The sequence below is a fragment of the Erysipelotrichaceae bacterium 66202529 genome (genome assembly GCA_017161075.1).
GTDB lineage: Bacteria > Bacillota_I > Bacilli_A > Erysipelotrichales > Erysipelotrichaceae > Clostridium_AQ.
Map to the genome: position 1 here is coordinate 4215390 of CP046174.1, position 17392 is coordinate 4232781.

Here is a 17392-nt window from a genome sequence, read left to right on the forward strand (position 1 = left end):
CAGCCTCCACAGGTTACTTATCTTCCAAAGGGAAGAATTTCAGGATATGGATAGCAAATACAACGATTTCTCCCTTTTGATTGAAAATTTCCAATTTTGAATATGTCTTATTCGTTTCTTCCTCGATTCTATCTACCGTGTATCTACAGGTAAGTGTATCTCCGAAATACACAGGATTGATGAAACGCAGCTTATCATACCCATAGGATGCGGAAGGAACCGGGGATTTCACCTGCTCCTGAATTTTCGTTGAAGCAGTACATCCGATTGCGAAGGTTAAGATACCGTGTGCAATTCTTGTACCGTACATCGTTTTCTTCATATATTCCTCATTGAAATGCATCTGACTGTAATCTCCGGTCAGACCGCCGAACAATACGACATCTGTTTCTGTAATCGTTTTTTCAAATACTGCGCTGTCTCCTATTTTCAGGGGGATATCCACCCGGTTGATTTCTTTTTTCTCTGCCATGATTATTCTCCTTTATTGGTTTATAAACTCCTCATAAATATTCATTTTTTCTTCCCGGAAAATGCGAGCATCCATTACTTTCAGATCCTCTGCAATTTCAGGCACAAAGCCCATTTGATCAATAACATCCTTTTGTAAGTCAATTCCCGGAGCGATTTCTGTTAGAACCACGTTGCCGTCCAGCAGTCTGAATACTGCTCTTTCCGTGATGTAGATAACCTCCTGCTTCTGCTTTTCCGCCTGCTCTGCACGGAAGGTGACGGAGCTTACTTTCTTGATCAGCTTTTCGAATTTGCCTTCCTGCTCTATTGTTATCCTTCCATCTTTTACCGACGTCATAAGCTTTCCGGCACGCAGGGTACCGCACAGAACCACCTTTTTACTTCCGGCAACAATATTGACAAAGCCTCCGGTTCCCATGATTTTTCCGTTAAAGTGATGAACATTCACATCCCCGTTCTCATCTAACTCCGCAAAGGACAGAAATGCCACATCCAGACCGCCGCCGTCATAAAAATCGAATTGTGCAGGCATATCCATGACTGCTTTTGCATTCACTGTCGCACCAAAGAATATCCCCTGTGCTGTAGCACCGCCGACCGGGCCGGTTTCCACTGTCAGGGTAAACGCATCCTGAACACCTTCTTCACGTGCAACATTTCCAATACCATCCGCAATACCTACACCGACATTCCCGACATATCCAGGGCGCACCTCCATCAGTGCTCTTCTTGCGACAACCTTTCTCTGATCTAACGGAAGCATCGTGATATCACTGTCATCCGCAATATAATCTCCTGAGAAAAAACGGTCTGAGCCATTATACAGCTGCTGCTGGTTCTCCTCCACTACGATTGCATCCACCAGAAATCCCGGTATTTTTACGCTTTTCGGATGCAGAGTGCCAGCCTTAACAATACGCTTTACCTGCAGGATAACAGTACCGCCGTTGTTATGCACCGCCTGAGCAAGCTGCAAAGCATCAATGTATGTGATTTCATCCTCCATAGATGCATACCCCTCGGTATCCGCCGTTGTCGCACGAATCAGGCATACATCCAGGGGAATTACAGGGTAGAAAAGCCATTCTTTCCCATTGAGGTTCATCACCTCGATTAAGTCCTCCTGTGTGACCTCATTCAGCTTACCGCCGTTTACGCGTGGATCGATAAAGGTTCCCAGTCCCACATGGCTCAGAATTCCTGGCTGTCCGGCTGCCGCACTTCTTGCCAGCTGTGCCATGATTCCCTGCGGGAAATTGTATGCCTCTATTTTGTTTGCGCTTGCCATTTCCGCAAGTCGCGGTGACTGTCCCCAGTGTCCGCCGATTACACGCTTCACCAGACCCTCTAAGGCCAGCGGTGACATTCCTCTGTCATTTCTATCACCGAGCCCTGTTGAATGCCAGAGTGTTAGATTCTTTGGACTATTGGTTTCCACATACCGCTCATGCAGTGCATTGATCAGTGCATAGGGATCAACAATTCCACCTCCTGCACCACAGACTGCGACTGTATCATTGTCCGCAATATAGCTGACTGCTTCCCTTGCGCTTACTATCTGCGGTCTTGTTTTATTCCTCTTAATTTTTGACATATCCTTATCCTTTCCTCTATATAGAAATTATAGGAATTCCATGATAAAAAGGAAACAATGTAATCTGTTGAATTGAAAAATTATCTTGCTTGTTTTCATTTGTTTTTCTATAATAAAAGCGTAATATATGTAACTATCCTGCTTTATTTAAAAATTATATTGTTAATTTTGGAGGGCTCTATGTTCCTATTTGATAATCAAAACGAAAAAAAACATGCCAAACCGATTTTCACAAGCGCACCGGTGATGTCCAGACTGTCCCACAGCTTCAACGATTCTCACTGGTCTTATCCCTACCATGTTCACAAGCATGAAACCGAGCTGATATATTTCTCAGGCGGTAAGGCAAGCTATCAGATAAACAATGAGGTTTTTAATGTTATCGCAGGCGATTTACTAATTGTGAATAAAGGCTGTATTCATTCCATAACCTCTGATATCGATGATCCGATTTCCTGCTGGACCTGTGCAATCACCAATTTTAAAATGGCAAACTCCAGCTCACCGGATATCTTTCTTCCATTAGATAAAAAGCCCTATGATCGATCGCACGAACACAGGAGGATAATTGAAGATATTTTTGAAGCCCTGGAATATTTTTCTCAGCAGCACAATCCGTATGCTGTAACGGTTTGTGACTCCCTAGCAAATGCACTTGCGAATATATATTTCAGTATATTCCAGAATGCAGTAACAGATCATAACGAAAAAAAGCCGTCCTTTGCACAGGACATTCTGTTCTATATAAATGAGAATTATGCAAAGGATATCACATTAAAGGAGCTGACAGAGCATTTTCATATCAGCAGTGATTATATATCGCATAAATTCAAGGAAACCTATGGGATTTCACCAATTAACTATGTGATTGACCGTCGCATCAGTGAAGCGAAGTGGATGCTGATCAACACAATGGATTCTCTGATATCTATTTCATCGCAGGTCGGCTATGACAACACAACTCATTTTTCTAAGCTGTTTCTGAAAAGAGTCGGATATCCGCCATTGGAGTATAGAAGAAAATTCGGTATGAAGCTGAACAGCGGTAAATAAAAATCAGGCTGCATATGCTCATCATCAAAAAGCAAAGCTCAGATATTGTGAACCGTAAAAACACCTGGCTTCTGAAAATATGCTCAATGCCATATGCACAGGGATAAGCCTGTATGAACACTTCTATATGTAGCTGCTTTCTAATACTGTACTTTATGATAAATATGAAAAAAAGAAAGTAGTAAAACACTAAACTTTCTGTATAATTGCTATCTCTAAATTTGTAATAACTATGAATTTCCTTTAAATTGTTAAAATATTGTATATCTTAATATCAATATTTTTTACCTTGTTTACGTTAAAAAACAGATAAGTGCCCTTGAAGGTATTTATCCGTTTTTATTATGTTCGATCTTTTATGCATAATGTTTGTTTATAAGTTCTTCGCAGCTATCGTTATGTACCTTGTCTATTTTGTCATATACTCATACATATCTCCGGACTGGATGTATGTACAGGAAATATCTGTTCCGATTGCAGCTGGCAGATAGCTCACCATATACTCCATTCCAGGCTCCTCCAGATTAAAATGCCCCATGCCGATGATGGCCTTATCCATCCCCAGCATACTGCTGTCACGAATATATTCCGCCAGTGTAAAATCTACAACCTCCATTGTCAGGAAACAGTTGATATCCTCCTGATCTGCCTCGCTGATGGAATCTCTAGCATCTCCCAGGATATGAAAGGGAATCCTTACCTTTTCCACTGCACTATGCAAATTTCCTATAATCTTTATCCCGTTTAACTGTAGCCTTTGAACAAGAAAATCTGCCAGCTCGCCAACTGTTGTCTTTGGTATTTCAAAATACAGAGGATTGTGAATATCTTTACGGATATAATCTGTCCAGCCCAGCTTTTCTGCAACTCCGTAAAATATACCGTCCGTATAGCTTCCATCCTTCATCGGTATTCCGGAATGAATATAATCATGATCTCTCCATACAACGATACCATACGCATCCAGCAGTTTTTTCTTTTCAATAAAAGTATGGTTTTGCTCCTTTATTAGCCAGTCTGTATGATCGCCATGATTCCAGAACAATGCTTCATGAGCTATAATCAGATTTGCCCCTAGCTCTGCTGCCTTTTTTATGACGTCAACACTGGCCCAGCAGGTCGTCACAACACCACTACATTCCTGCTGTGGATTCCCGTATAAAATTTTATCTCGTGTTGTTGCTTCATCAATTTTTTTACCTTCCCATTCCCCTTTATGATAGGCCTTTACATTTTCTATAATCTCCTGTATCAGCATATGCTGCTCCTTTCTGTATATATCACAGCTCTTCCAGATATATATCCTTTAAATACTGGATTCTTTCTTCATCCAAAGCATACTCCTCTTTAAAATAGGTATTCCAGCTTGTATAGCATCTTTTTATTTCTTCAAAGGAAGAACGCAAAAGCTCTTCATGCACACTGCAGCAGTACAGCAGCATATCCCTTTTTTCTCCGGTAAATCCCAGCTCCTGTGCATGACGCAGCGTATCCTGCAGGATATACGTGTTACTTAACAAATATTCCTGCATAATTATTTCTTCTCTCACACCGAGAAGCTTTTGAATCAATGCCGCAAGCACACCGGTTCTGTCCTTTCCAGAGCTGCAGTGAAACAGAACAGCACCGTCATCCTGCTCCATCAGGGAAAGAATCAGCTTCAGTGCAGGATTATGAAAAGGCAGTATACGGTAGCCTTCATGTACAAAGGCAGCTGCTTTTTTTATTTCCTCACTGGTGGAATCCCTGTCGATCAGCATGAAGAAGTAGAAATTTTCCAGCCCGTCCCTTGTTTTCAAAGCTGAAGCATGGTGCATGGTAAACGGGGCAGGAAGCTGATAGGCATGCGCTTTGCATTCCTCATCGCTGCGCAAATCTACAATATGGCGGATATTACGCCTGCGCATTCCCTCCAGATCATCAGCTGTCATAAAAAACGGATTTCCACAGCGATACAGCTTTTTATCACGAATTCTTCTGCCGTCCTCTGTAGCTCCCTTCACACGCCGAAAATTGCTAATTGTTATCTCGTCCATCTCCACCTCCTGTACTTACTTACGACGATTCGTCTTTTTAACCTGTGTAATAGTGGATATGAAAGCCGTCATCCAGCCATTGCACAGATTGATTTTGTGTGCGTTTTTGCAGCCAGGGAACCATCGCCTGCAGTCCTGAGCGTTCTACTGCGGCATGATTCACTACGACCATACCGATGGCATGATCCAGTGCATATTGTGCGGCATCGTAATTGGTTATACCATCATCACACACGATGACAGCATCCGGATGAAGCTTCAGCATTTCATATAAGCCGGTTGCCGCACCCGTACCGATTACAATACGATTTACTATGCTCTGTGGGTTTCCAAAGACATATACACCATCCTCCCCATCCTTCCGCAATACCTTTGCTGTATGCTTTGCCAGAGCTTCCAGGCTTGTCTTTGGTATAGTTGCCGCCTGATAATAGGATGCCTGCTCGCGCATTTCAAAGGGAAAGCCGAGAAGCCTTGCCCATTGATCTGCCACTCCGTACTCACGAATACAGTCCCATACATCATGACAGCGGTAAATACTGATACCGTATTGTTTAAGCAGCTGACGCTTTTTCTGTGCTGCATCATAGGCGGCTGTATGCATTTGTGTGGAGCATTGATAAAACGGATTTTCATGTGTAATGATAAAATCTATCCGCTGTGAAGCTGCTTCCTGCAGCACCTTGATTGTCGCTACCCAGCAGACACCGATTTTATGAACCTGTGCTTCTTCACTGCCATACAAAAGGTGATCTCTGGTCTGAAAATCCCGCTGAAGCCATGTCCCCTCCTGCTCAAGCAGCTGTATAACATCCATAACCTTCATGAAATACCTCCCTTCCTTATGTAATCACGCTTTCTGTGGAAAGCATACATAGACAATAGGCCTGTAGAAATGAGTCAATGCATGCACTTAACAGCCATTCCCAAAGGAAGACCTTTCGTGCCGAATGCTTGAAAATAAACCAAATACCACAAAATCACACAAGCACATAGACCTTGCAATTTTTACAAATCCTATTTGTGAAACAGGCTCTGAAGCATACCCTTCAGAGCCGTTAGACACTTATTCATCATCACAGTCCATAGCTGAAGCCGAACTTAATTTATTTACATAAACGATTTGGTTTTTGCATTCCTCAACAATCTCAGAAATCCGCTCATCTGTGAAAGGTACATCCTCGGGTGCAAGTACGATACTCATCGCCATCGGTAAATTCATACCGCAGAGAACATGAACATGCTCACTGATATATGGGTAAAATTTCTGATAGACACTGCCGCCCAAAAGATCTGTCAGCACGATAACTTCATCATCCTCATGAAATGTGTCAAACAGGCTTTTCACAATAAGCTCCAGATCCTGTTCCTTATCCTGAGTATAGGCATTGATATCATGTATCGTCCTTGCCTTGCTGGTAAGGAAATCTACAGTATCCTTTAATCCATACGCCAGATAATGATGTGATGCAAAAATAAATCGTCTCATAATAAATCTCCTATCTCGCCGGCAATGCGTTCACTTTCACCCATCGGTGTATTGCTGGCCTTTGTTTCGTATGTCTTTCCATATTCTTCAGCTTCTATAAAATAACCCTGATAATCATTAGCGTAACCAATTAAGAGAAAATGCTTTGTTTTACATGCTTTTCTCAGCTGTAAACCGAACACAGACGCTAGCTCTCCTGGAAATGTAACAATGGTTAGCTCTCCTGTATGCAGTACAATTCCACGCACATGGAAATCCACCTGCTCTGTTTGCAGCTTCATTTCCAGCAGCATTTTCTCAGAGGCTGCCAGCTTCCATGCATCCAGAGATATGTCCTTATTGGATAAAACAGTCTCAGCTTCCCGGATTCCCTTTTGATATTCCGCAAAGCGGCTTGTATTATCATATTGTACATGATGGTCATACGTTGTAATCGCTACATCCTGCAGACTCAGCTTTTCATAGGTCATTGCCTGTAATATTTTCGCAATTCCATTTCCAACCCGATCCAGCTCGGCAAAATCATTCCCCTGCCGGTACTGGCGGTTACTGATATCACCGCTTGCCCCGGTAAAGGTATAGGGAATGACACCGAGATGCTCTCCCATCAAAGAGCGTACCTTTCCAATCAGATCGGCGCTCAACAGCATATTATCCGGGCCCAGCACTGTCGCATGACAATTAAAATTACACATCGCCGCTATGACAGACTCCCCCTTCATGAATTTGATAACGGCAGCGTTATCCTCAAATGGCAGGCTCTTATCTGTCCGTTTGCTGTAATAGCCATGTACCTTACCCGTCGCAATATGTGCCTGCACCTCACACAGCTGCTCAGGCAGTCCCTTTATGCTTTCCATGATTCGATCACATACATACAAGAAGTATTGCGGATTATCAGGGGTACCAAATACCGCTTCATCCCCAAATCCGTTCGCAGCAGAATGGGAGTGAATGGCATTTATGATGATATGATCCCGGTCAATCGGAAAAACTTCCATAATTCTATCTTTAATGACTGCCGCTTTTCCTCCACCCAACGTTACAACATCTATACTTACAAAGAGAAGTCTGGTACCTTCGATTTCCAGCAGCAGAGAAACAGCCAGGGGGCTGTCATGAACCCCCTTTGCCGGATGCTTTCTGGCTTCTCCAACATAACCGCATAAATGAACAGCACACTGCGGAGTAATATCAGCGACACATGTCGCAGCTTTCAATACAGTTCCCCTTCTTTCTATGCCGCGAAGATTCCTGTAGCCGCACCAATCATGGATGCAACGATGATGAATAGAATCATCCAGGTCATCTTCACCTTTTTCACCTTCATGAAGTAATAAATAATTCCAACAGCAGCTACCGGTAACAACGCAGGCATAACACCGTCAATCAGATCCTGAACCTTCATGACAACATCGCCGTTCTTAAACTGGATACCCGTGCTCAGCTTCACAACAGTCGCAACAAGAGAGCCTACAACGGTCAGACCCAGAACAGAGCATGCTTCGGTAAATACGGTGATTTGCTTACCAAATTTCGTGATGACATTAACACCCATGCCGTATCCCCATTCATACTGAAGAATACGCAGAATCAGAAATGCAAAGGTGAATGCAGCCCACAGGAAGATTCCCAGCGGATTGCCTTCCATACCCATACTTGCGGCAATAGATCCAAAGATTGTCGGAATCATTGCCCAGCCAATCGTATCTCCGATACCGGCAAGAGGGCCCATTAAACCAACCTTAAAGTCATTGACAGCATCCAGGGAGTCAATACCGCCCTCATCCTCGATACCAAGTGCGGCACCAATAACAAATGGAGAAATCCAAGGCATGGTATTATAGTAACGCATATAATTCAGACAGGATTTTTTCAGATCCTCATCATCCGGATACATTTTGCGTAAGCAGGGATATACTGAGAATAAAGCGGAAGGCGCCAGCTGTGTTTCATAATTAAAGGTGGAAATACCAATCAGCCATCTCCATGCGGCCTTGCGCAAATCTTTTTTAGTTAAAACTTTTTCCTTACTCATCTTCCAAACCTCCTGCGACAGTTCCTGCAGCTGCAGTTCCCGCCTTCATCTGATTTTTGTAAATTTCATATGCTGCAGCCAGTCCAACTGCTGCAATACCGAGTACAGGTACATTCAGGTAAGCTGCCAAAACAAAGCCAACCAGCAGGAAGGACCAGTATTTTCCAAGCGGCATATACATTAACAGCATTGCCATACCTACACCGGGAAGCACACCACCTGCAATCGTAAGTCCGGTTGTGAACCATGCAGGCATGAAGTCCAGAATCGCATTGACTACCGTTGGCCCTGCAACTACGCATACCAGTACCGGTACAGCGGAGCATAAGCCATAGAAAATTGGTGAAATCTTAATCATATTCAATGCAGAGTGAAATTTACCTTCTTCAATCAGTGAGGTTTCCTTTCTCATCAGGAAGCCGTTGAAGATTTTATAAATTACATCGAAGTTTACCCCAAGCATAGCAACTGGAAGACCGATGGCAAGACCTGCCTCCATACCCTTTCCCGTCGTTACTGCAATCGTTGTCGCAATAATTGCCGCAATCGGGTAATCCGGCATTGAGGAACCACCTACAGCCACAACCCCCATAGACATCAGCTGCATGGTAGCACCGATGCTCAGTCCTGTTGTCGGGTCTCCCACAACCAGACCTGTCAGCCATCCGCAGATGATAGTATTAAATGCAAATAACTGTGTTGTTACGTTATCCGTCATTTTCAGATACGCAATCAGTGTGATAAAGACTATCTGAAGTATTGATAATTCCATCCTTTTTCTCCTCCTACAATTCCATTGCGTGTGACAGCTTCACAGCCTTATCGGTTGTTGTGAACTGCACATCCACTTCGCATCCGTTTTCTATCAGCTTCTTATATACAGGCTTTTCTTCATCCTTAACAGAAGCTCTTGAGCTTACCTTCGTTCCTGCATCACGATCTCTGGTGATACCGATCACGATTCTTGGAATCTTCTGTCCTGCCTCTTCCTGAAGCCTCAAAAATACGTTGGGATCCTCACATACCACAAACACCTTGTGATCATCATACTTCCCTGCCTTGAAATTCTTCATGGCTGTTTCCTCAGTGATAATGGAACATGCCATACCGGCAGGCTTACCAAGGCGCATGCTTTCTTTGATGATTGGATCATTCGCCGTGCGGTCATCGATTACCATTACACGCTGTGCTCCGGATTGCGGTGCCCACATAGTTGCCACAATGCCATGCAGCAGACGGTAATCAACTCTGCCTAATACAATACTCATACCGTTTCCTCCTTTTCCTGTTGGGAATCTGTGTTGTTCCCTTCGTTACACCAATACTCTAGCAATTCCCGTGCCAACTTTCTAAAAGCCTGTATACAAAGGCTTTTCTTGCAGGGAAAGACACTATTTTCAAATACTTAACACTACTTCTTATCAGTAATCCTTTATCTGTAGGAAGATACATGGATGGAATTATCAAAGGGTTACCGGATTAGTGCATATTTTTGATGTAAATGCTGATATATTCGATTTCCTCTATAGGAATGGACACACTGTAATACTTTTCCACCTTTTCAAATGCCGTCTTGATACGCAGCGTAAACTCCTGCAGCTCTCTGTCACAGTCCGCAAAGGTCTTTCTATAATCCTCCTCACCCTCACGCGTAACCAGCCGTTCAATCAGACAGCAGACATGTACATACAAGCCAAAGCACATATTATAGCTGAACATCATGGACATTTCCTTCTGCAGACGGTCAATCGCATCCGCCACATGCTCCAGCAGCTTATCCGGATTCAGAATGGTCAGATTACCTATGATATTAGAAAGTGAGAAATTCTTCAATATATTCCTTCGAAACTGCTCCATAGCTTCCTCATTGATCAAATCCTTAAAATGTATGGTCAAAACATCAAACGAATTATTCATAATCAGCTCTTCCACAGGTATGAACTTTATATTCTCAATATTAGGATTTAAGGTGCCTACAATGCATACTACCTCATAGCGTTCAAAAAAATCATCCTCCATACGGTTTTCCAGCAGCGTTGAATAGTCATAGGTCAGTACCCGCACCGGCAGATTCTTTGGCAGGGAATCCTCTAGAATGGTTTTCAGCTTCTCCGCAGTACCGATGCCTGTAGCACAGGAGCATAAAATTGCCTTTTCACGCTCTCTGCTTTCCATGATCTGGTATTGCATCATGCTTTGTTCCCTGTATGATTCAAATATCTTTTTCAGAGGTACGTTCTTACGCAGCGCATCACCGATGCTTAATGCCATTCTCGTACTAACGTCACTGGCGATTGCGACATTGGCTCTTGAGGTATCCTGAACACCCTTGTGTATCTCCTTGAGGCTTCCCATATCGACAAGCAATACCAGATCGCGGTATTCCCCACGCTTTTTCAGGAAATCATTCAGTTTCTTTACGATTGCGTCTGTTGTTGTATCCAGGGGCATATCAATGGCATCATATACATACTGATCCAGCATCTGATTGACTGCATTCGCCATGGAGGAGGCAGTCGCATAGCCATGTGCCAGAATGATGCCAATTCGTTTATTGATATCCCGACTGCGATGATACATATGCATAATCAAAGTGAAGATAGCCGCAATAAAGGGTCGCAGCTCAATATCCAGATGCAGCTTCAGCACCTCGCTGATTTCAGTGACAATCGCAAATTCACGCATGAATTTCTTTTCAATAATTCCCACAAAATTTGTACATTCCTCCTGGAAGGTATCAAAATAATCCTCCATTTCCATATAGGACTGCATACAATCCCTTACCATAAGGGACATGGAATAAATCTCGTTCGTCTGAAACGCATACCCGTATTTCTCAGAAATCATTTCAACGATAGCCTTCAGCGATTTCATAATATATGTATTCGTCGGGCCCTTAATATTCTGATCGTCAAACAATATTGCATTGAAATAACGTTCTACATCCTCAGTGCATTTTTCGATGAATTTCTGCATCAGTATCTGATTATTCTGTAAATCCTTTAAATGCTCAAGCAGCTGCGCAAACAAGGTGGTCTGCGGCAGGCTGTCAGCGGTATGGTCCTTCAACTGATCTAGGGTAAGCATTTGATGACGGTCAAACAAAATACTGTTTCTGTCAATGTGATGATTGGATATGATTTTGCCGGGGAGATTCAGTGTATGGATTTCCAGCATCCCCTCTTTTTTATTATGGAATAAAGAGTCCATGCAGGTTGCCTGTACCACATTGAATAATTCACCGACATTGCCTGTATAATTTGCGTTAAGCAATGCATTAAAGGCAGTATTGCTTATACGAATCCCTCTGCGCATTTTCTTCGCTTCCATATCGAGCGCTTCCACGAGAATCTGCGATTTTTCACGAATACCGCGTTCTTCCAGTGATGGTATTTCAATCCGCACCGGAATTCTTCGCAGCAGTGTTTTTAACAGGACTGCTTCTGGATCCTCTGTTGTTGCGAATACAAGCAGCACATTGCTGTGATACTGATGTTCATTATCCCCCAGCATACGGTAATTGCCATGATCCATAAACAGGAAGAGCTTCTCCTGACACTCGGGGCGCAGGCAGTGCACTTCATCGAGAAACAGCACACCGCCCTCCGCAGCCTTAATCATTCCGATATTATCGCTCTCTGCACCGGTAAAGGCGCCTTTTTTATACCCGAACAAATTAGCTGTTATCAGCTCTGGATTGTTCGCATATTCACTGCAGTTGACATGGATGAATTCACCGCCCTGTATGATTTTATGGTGAACACCATATTCATACATCAAAGCCGCAATACTGCTCTTTCCTGTTCCTGTCGGGCCGTACAGCAGAGTAGGCAGTCCATGGGGCGGATAAGAGATACTCGCCTTGCATTTATCCACAACATCGCGCAGCGAGCCCTTCTGTCCAATCAGCTTCTGAAAATCGGATTTATCCTGTACCTGAATCATTTTTCTAAGCTCGTCAAAGGATGTAAGCAGTGATTTATCAACACGAATCTGAAATTTTTCCTCCAGAGCTTCTCTGTCGATAAAGACAACCGGACGTGTGTTTACTTTGATAAAGGTTCCGTCATTATAATAGTCATTCAGATACTGACAGATCCAGTTTCTGCTTAGTCCCAGCTGGGTTCCAAGCTGAGAGGCATTATTCAGCTTATATTTTTCATTTATGGTGTTTTCTTTCACAAGAGTTCGCAATCTATCTTCCATTATGTTTACAGCTCCTTAAATGACAACAGTGTATGTCCGTTCAAAAATTCTTTTACTTCCCCCTCACAAAGCATAGCGGCATCCAGACAGCGGTTGATTTGCAAAGACGATTTGCATAGGACATCATAATCCACAAAGCCGGGATGGAATACGATTAGACTGATCCGATCACTGCTGTACTGTAGATAGGATTTAAAAAATTCCACAAAGGGAAGCTTCAGCTTATAAAAATCTTCATTTGTAAAATCCTTCTGAATGCCTTCCCAGCGGGGATCCTCTTTATGTCCCTGTATATGAATACCATAGGCATCCGCTGCATCACTGATTGCTTTTTCAGATGTCGGCGTACATACCGCATGCGCATCAATATAATCCGGCAGTTTTCCACACAGGGAGATAAATCGCTCAATCTGTGCCTCCACCTCACGCCGGGTATCCTCATAAACAAAGCCGTCAATGCCCTTGCGCATTTCATTTCTTCTTAAGCGGGAGGATAAAAGCTGTCCCTGTTTATCCACAAGGGATGGTATCTGCTCTGTTCTTGCACAGGGAGTTCCCAAAATCAGATTCACATGCAGACCCAGAGCTACATCCTCATCTTTTATCAAGTGAAAGGCATGCTCTGCATAGGGCATATTGCTCATCAATCCTATGTTTTTCACAAGTCCTCCGCGATACGCTTTCATAACACCATAATTTACTGCCTCACTGAAGCCGAAATCATCAGCACGTATTATCAGTTTCATCATAAACACCTACTTATCTATTATAAAAATAACGCAATTTTAACAGGATGTAAACGGAAAGGAGATGGTTAGATATAGAAAAAACCTGTTTAGTGTTAAGACAGCAGCCTAACAGTGTCACCAAAGGCTGAAATAGTGTCTTTCCATATGGATGTTACTACTGTTTAAAGAGTGCATATGTTTCATTTACTATTATCATAGTATAATAAATCAGCGATAAAAGTATATATCAGCGATAAAATTTAGTAAAGTATTGATAAGCTATCGGATGAAAAGAATAGCATTTCACAGTTGAAAGAAAGTATACAATTTTCAGAATTTCAAGAAATTCTTACAGGGATAAGAAAGAGCAGTAACGAGTGCTTATCCAAATCATTGCAGGAACATATCCTTCATTTTTCTCACGCCTGACGATACGTATTATATAAGGTATCTATGGAAATAAACGTGGTAATTGTTGGCTAGACATTATCCATCTAAATATCCTACAAAGAATAATTAAGGTATTGTAAACAAAGGAATATATATTAAATTTCTCATGTATAATAATATTAAAACGAAGATAATGTAAAAAAGAGATATCATAGTTGTATTCATACATACCATAGCTATGAAATCCCTTTTTTTGTATATGCCTACGAAAGAATTACTTCTCACACATTTCCTTTTTTTATTTGCGTTCCTATAAGGACACTCAGTCTTCCTTTTGTAATGTATAAGGCTGTTCTTTATGAAAATAAATACTTGATGCCGATAATACAACCAGAAACAGCAGTCCGGTTTGTACCCAGTATACGGTATAATCCAGGATACCGTGAATCAGTACGGTAAGGATAAACGCACATATCAGCGAAAACAGCCGCAAATCGATCCGGCGTTTGAACAGCAGATAAACTTCCTTTAAATTCCCTGCAAAATAAACTCCAGCCAGAAGAACACCGATAATACCATGACTCAATATGGGATCCAGATACACACTGTGCGCATGCTGTGTCGGATGTCCGTGATACTGCTTATAAATATGGAAATAGGTTAATGGTCCCTCTCCTAAAAGCGGATGTGCCTGTATTCCCTTAATTGCGGTTTCCCAGATATTGCTGCGCTTTGCGAAATCCTGGAAAATGGTAGCCCGCTGCATCAGCTTTGGCTCCAGCAGAACGAGCAAACCGGCACCTCCGATTCCCGCCATGGATGCGGTGAAATAGCCATACCGTTTATTTATAAGAAACATAAACGGTATCGTTACAACGAAAGGAATCCAAGCTGTTCTTGAGCCGCTCAGATATAAGGCAAATAGATTACAGACGATAGTCACAACATAAAATATGACGCGATGCATTGTTTTTACCTGCATCATTTTATAAACACAAATCAAAACGATGAATTCAATCATCATGGCATAGTAATTAGCATTGAAAAATGTAGAATTTATCCGGTCCTTGGGACTGTTTTCCACCTTCAACTGAAGAAAGCTGTAATTGAGACGGTCAATGATTCTGCAATATTCCATCATCGCCCAGGCAAAGCAGAATAAGGATATAATACAGCATGCATCCATCAGCAGCTCAAATAAGCGCTTGTTAATGACTGTACGGAAATAGAAAATAAACAGCATCAGCAGCAGGATACCGATACCGCAGACTCCTCCCAGTATGTTGCCACTGAAAAAAGCCACCGCCGATGTTAAAATACAGAATACAATCATGAATCCTGATTTTGGCACAGCCTGTATGATTCCCTTCATCCTTCCTGTTGCACACAGGTAGAGAAGTACACCGGCAATCGCCAGCAATGGGAATTCAAACGGCAGAAATATGGAACACACGACAAACATAATAATATACTCATCAAGTGTGAAGTTATCGAGTTTACGGTGCAGAAAAGCGGATATTTTCTCCATCTGGTTCCCTCCATTCCTAAACAAAGTAAACCTATTATAGCATTGCGGCAAAAAAATGACAATTTAATAATGAATACCTTACAAAACTGGTAGAGAAAACTGTTATGCTGTAGCGTAGAAGTAAGAAGGTATAAGCTATAAAGAGAACCTGTAAAAGGTCTGTATCTGTATCCAATAGAAAAGGATGATACCTGCCTTGGATTTTGAAGTGTTCCTAGCAGTAGCTGATCGCTGTAGAAAACCGGCATTGCGCCGGTTAATTATAAGCATTCAGTTTTGTCGTTGTATCCGCGATCTTGGTTTCCAGCTCTGTTTTCCTACTCTCCAGTGACGAAATGCTGCTTTCAGCAGTACTCTTTTTCTGTTCGGCTGCCTGAGCCTTTGTATTGTAATCTTCATTCGCTGTATTACTTTTCTGCAGTGCTTCATTATAATCAGAAACGCCATACTTTGCACAGGCATCGTTATATGCCTTTAAAGCTGCTTCATATTTTGCGGCATCAAACTTAGCTTTTTCTTCCGGATCCGTACTGTCTCTATACTTGGCCTGCTCATTTACCGGATTCAGCAAAGTCCCAATTTCCTCCGCCTGTGTTTTTAACAGCACTGCATTATTCAGCAGCTCTTTATATGAATCCAATTCGCTCTGCGCCGCAGTCTTATCTTTTTTAGCCGCCGCAAGCTCTTTATTCACCTCATCCAGCTGCGATTCATACTGATCAAGCTGTTTCTGAAGCTGTGCTGCTTCTGCCTGATTTGTCTGGATTTCATTCTTCTTATCATCATCGCTGTCATTCGGTGTCGTATTGGTTTCCGTTTTTCCATTATTCTTATCCGTCGTGTCTGTTTTATTCTTATCTGTAACTTTATCCTTATCATCACTTCCGCCCAGGAAATTTGACAATGCGTATTTCACACCGAAGAATGCTCCTGCAATAATACAGATGCCTACAATACCGATAATCACATAGGTAATAATTTTATTCATTTTTGTGCTTTTATCAGAATCGTCTTCTTCCTCGTCATCTTCATCATCCTGACGCATATTCCGCTTTGCTTCTTCCTTACGCTGTTTTTTCTCTTTTATCCGTGCAAGCAGATTATCGTCATCATCCTCTTCATAGATATCTTCCTCAGCTTCATCCACTTCCTCATCACTGTCATCATATTCCTGCACATCCTCTGCATGAAAAACCGCAGTTTGATCCTCACCGAAAATCTGCGTCTGATCTGCTGAGGAAGCTTTGGTCTTATTATTCATAATAACCAGTGTCTTATCATAAGCAGGCGCATCATCAAAGCCCACCCTTGTTTTATCAAGCTGTGTATCGTCAACCCGTATATCAGGAATACCTCCCTGCTTTTGTGTATCCGTTCGTTTAAATGACCCCGTATCACTGATGTTATCAAAGATACTGCCTTGTGAAGTCTCCTGCTGTCGGGAAGCATACATCCTTTTTTCTTCTTCCTTCTGCTTTTTCAGTTCTTCAATTTTCTTTCTTAATTCATTATCCTGACTGTATTCATTGATCATACCGGACAGATCAACATCCTCATCCGTTGTATTCATTCTTCTTTTATCATCCATATTTAAACCTCCAGCGTCATTGTATTATTGTATCGAATGTATGTGAACCGTTTTGTCGATTTTCCTTATTTTAATGAAAGAGTGCCCATAGCTCTACTACGAACACTCCGATCGAATTTCTGCTTCTCAAAGGAGGAGAGAGAAATTTCGCTACGTAAGTCACATATCCTTTTTTCATTGGCTAGATGAAAATATGCAATCTTACGGCATAATTATAACACCGAATCCCACAAACTGTCATTTTAAATCTTAAAATTAACTTAATTTT

Annotated in this window: 15 protein-coding genes; 1 reads left to right on the forward strand and 14 read right to left on the reverse strand. The window is 42.2% G+C overall.

Annotated elements, in window-relative coordinates:
• Window positions 1-13 precede the first annotated feature (13 nt).
• Window positions 14-472, reverse strand: a complete 459-nt coding sequence (locus GKZ87_19890) for a dehydratase (GenBank protein ID QSI27598.1) — start codon at window positions 470-472, stop codon at window positions 14-16.
• A 12-nt stretch (window positions 473-484) separates the two neighbouring features.
• Window positions 485-2068, reverse strand: a complete 1584-nt coding sequence (locus tag GKZ87_19895) for an acetate CoA-transferase YdiF (protein QSI27599.1) — start codon at window positions 2066-2068, stop codon at window positions 485-487.
• Between the two features lie 180 nt (window positions 2069-2248).
• Between GKZ87_19895 and GKZ87_19900 the strand changes: the two genes are divergently transcribed.
• Complete coding sequence (locus GKZ87_19900; GenBank protein ID QSI27600.1) at window positions 2249-3121, forward strand: helix-turn-helix domain-containing protein; 873 nt, start codon at window positions 2249-2251, stop codon at window positions 3119-3121.
• A 409-nt stretch (window positions 3122-3530) separates the two neighbouring features.
• Here the strand turns inward: GKZ87_19900 and GKZ87_19905 are convergent, their stop codons facing one another.
• The 12 genes from GKZ87_19905 to GKZ87_19960 form a co-directional block, all read right to left on the reverse strand.
• A complete protein-coding gene (locus GKZ87_19905) occupies window positions 3531-4379 on the reverse strand; it encodes a hypothetical protein (protein QSI27601.1) in 849 nt (282 codons plus the stop codon).
• Between the two features lie 22 nt (window positions 4380-4401).
• Window positions 4402-5157 (reverse strand): protein-tyrosine-phosphatase, encoded by a 756-nt coding sequence (locus tag GKZ87_19910; GenBank protein ID QSI27602.1) that lies wholly within the window; start codon window positions 5155-5157, stop codon window positions 4402-4404.
• A gap of 37 nt (window positions 5158-5194) precedes the next feature.
• The gene (locus tag GKZ87_19915) at window positions 5195-5983 is read right to left on the reverse strand and encodes an NGG1p interacting factor NIF3 (GenBank protein QSI27603.1); all 789 of its coding nucleotides are present in this window, start codon (window positions 5981-5983) and stop codon (window positions 5195-5197) included.
• Window positions 5984-6223: 240 nt separating this feature from the next.
• Complete coding sequence (locus tag GKZ87_19920; protein QSI27604.1) at window positions 6224-6646, reverse strand: PTS sorbitol transporter subunit IIB; 423 nt, start codon at window positions 6644-6646, stop codon at window positions 6224-6226.
• Window positions 6643-7866, reverse strand: a complete 1224-nt coding sequence (locus GKZ87_19925) for a hypothetical protein (protein QSI27605.1) — start codon at window positions 7864-7866, stop codon at window positions 6643-6645. The genes GKZ87_19920 and GKZ87_19925 overlap by 4 nt, the downstream gene beginning before the upstream one ends.
• Before the next feature lie 17 nt (window positions 7867-7883).
• Window positions 7884-8684: a PTS fructose transporter subunit IID gene (locus tag GKZ87_19930; GenBank protein QSI27606.1), complete on the reverse strand. Its 801-nt coding sequence runs from the start codon at window positions 8682-8684 to the stop codon at window positions 7884-7886.
• Window positions 8677-9456: a PTS sugar transporter subunit IIC gene (locus tag GKZ87_19935; GenBank protein QSI27607.1), complete on the reverse strand. Its 780-nt coding sequence runs from the start codon at window positions 9454-9456 to the stop codon at window positions 8677-8679. Before GKZ87_19935 ends, GKZ87_19930 begins: the two co-directional genes overlap by 8 nt.
• A gap of 13 nt (window positions 9457-9469) precedes the next feature.
• Window positions 9470-9952, reverse strand: coding sequence for a PTS mannose/fructose/sorbose transporter subunit IIB (locus GKZ87_19940; GenBank protein QSI27608.1), 483 nt, complete (start codon window positions 9950-9952; stop codon window positions 9470-9472).
• A gap of 211 nt (window positions 9953-10163) precedes the next feature.
• Entirely contained in the window at window positions 10164-12890 is a 2727-nt protein-coding gene (locus GKZ87_19945) for an AAA family ATPase (GenBank protein QSI27609.1), read from the reverse strand.
• A gap of 5 nt (window positions 12891-12895) precedes the next feature.
• A complete protein-coding gene (locus tag GKZ87_19950) occupies window positions 12896-13636 on the reverse strand; it encodes a ChbG/HpnK family deacetylase (protein ID QSI28026.1) in 741 nt (246 codons plus the stop codon).
• A gap of 694 nt (window positions 13637-14330) precedes the next feature.
• Window positions 14331-15536, reverse strand: a complete 1206-nt coding sequence (locus tag GKZ87_19955) for an O-antigen ligase family protein (protein QSI27610.1) — start codon at window positions 15534-15536, stop codon at window positions 14331-14333.
• 256 nt (window positions 15537-15792) lie between these two features.
• Window positions 15793-17124 carry a hypothetical protein gene (locus GKZ87_19960; GenBank protein QSI27611.1) on the reverse strand — a complete coding sequence of 444 codons (1332 nt, stop codon included), beginning with the start codon at window positions 17122-17124 and terminating at the stop codon, window positions 15793-15795.
• Window positions 17125-17392: the final 268 nt, after the last annotated feature.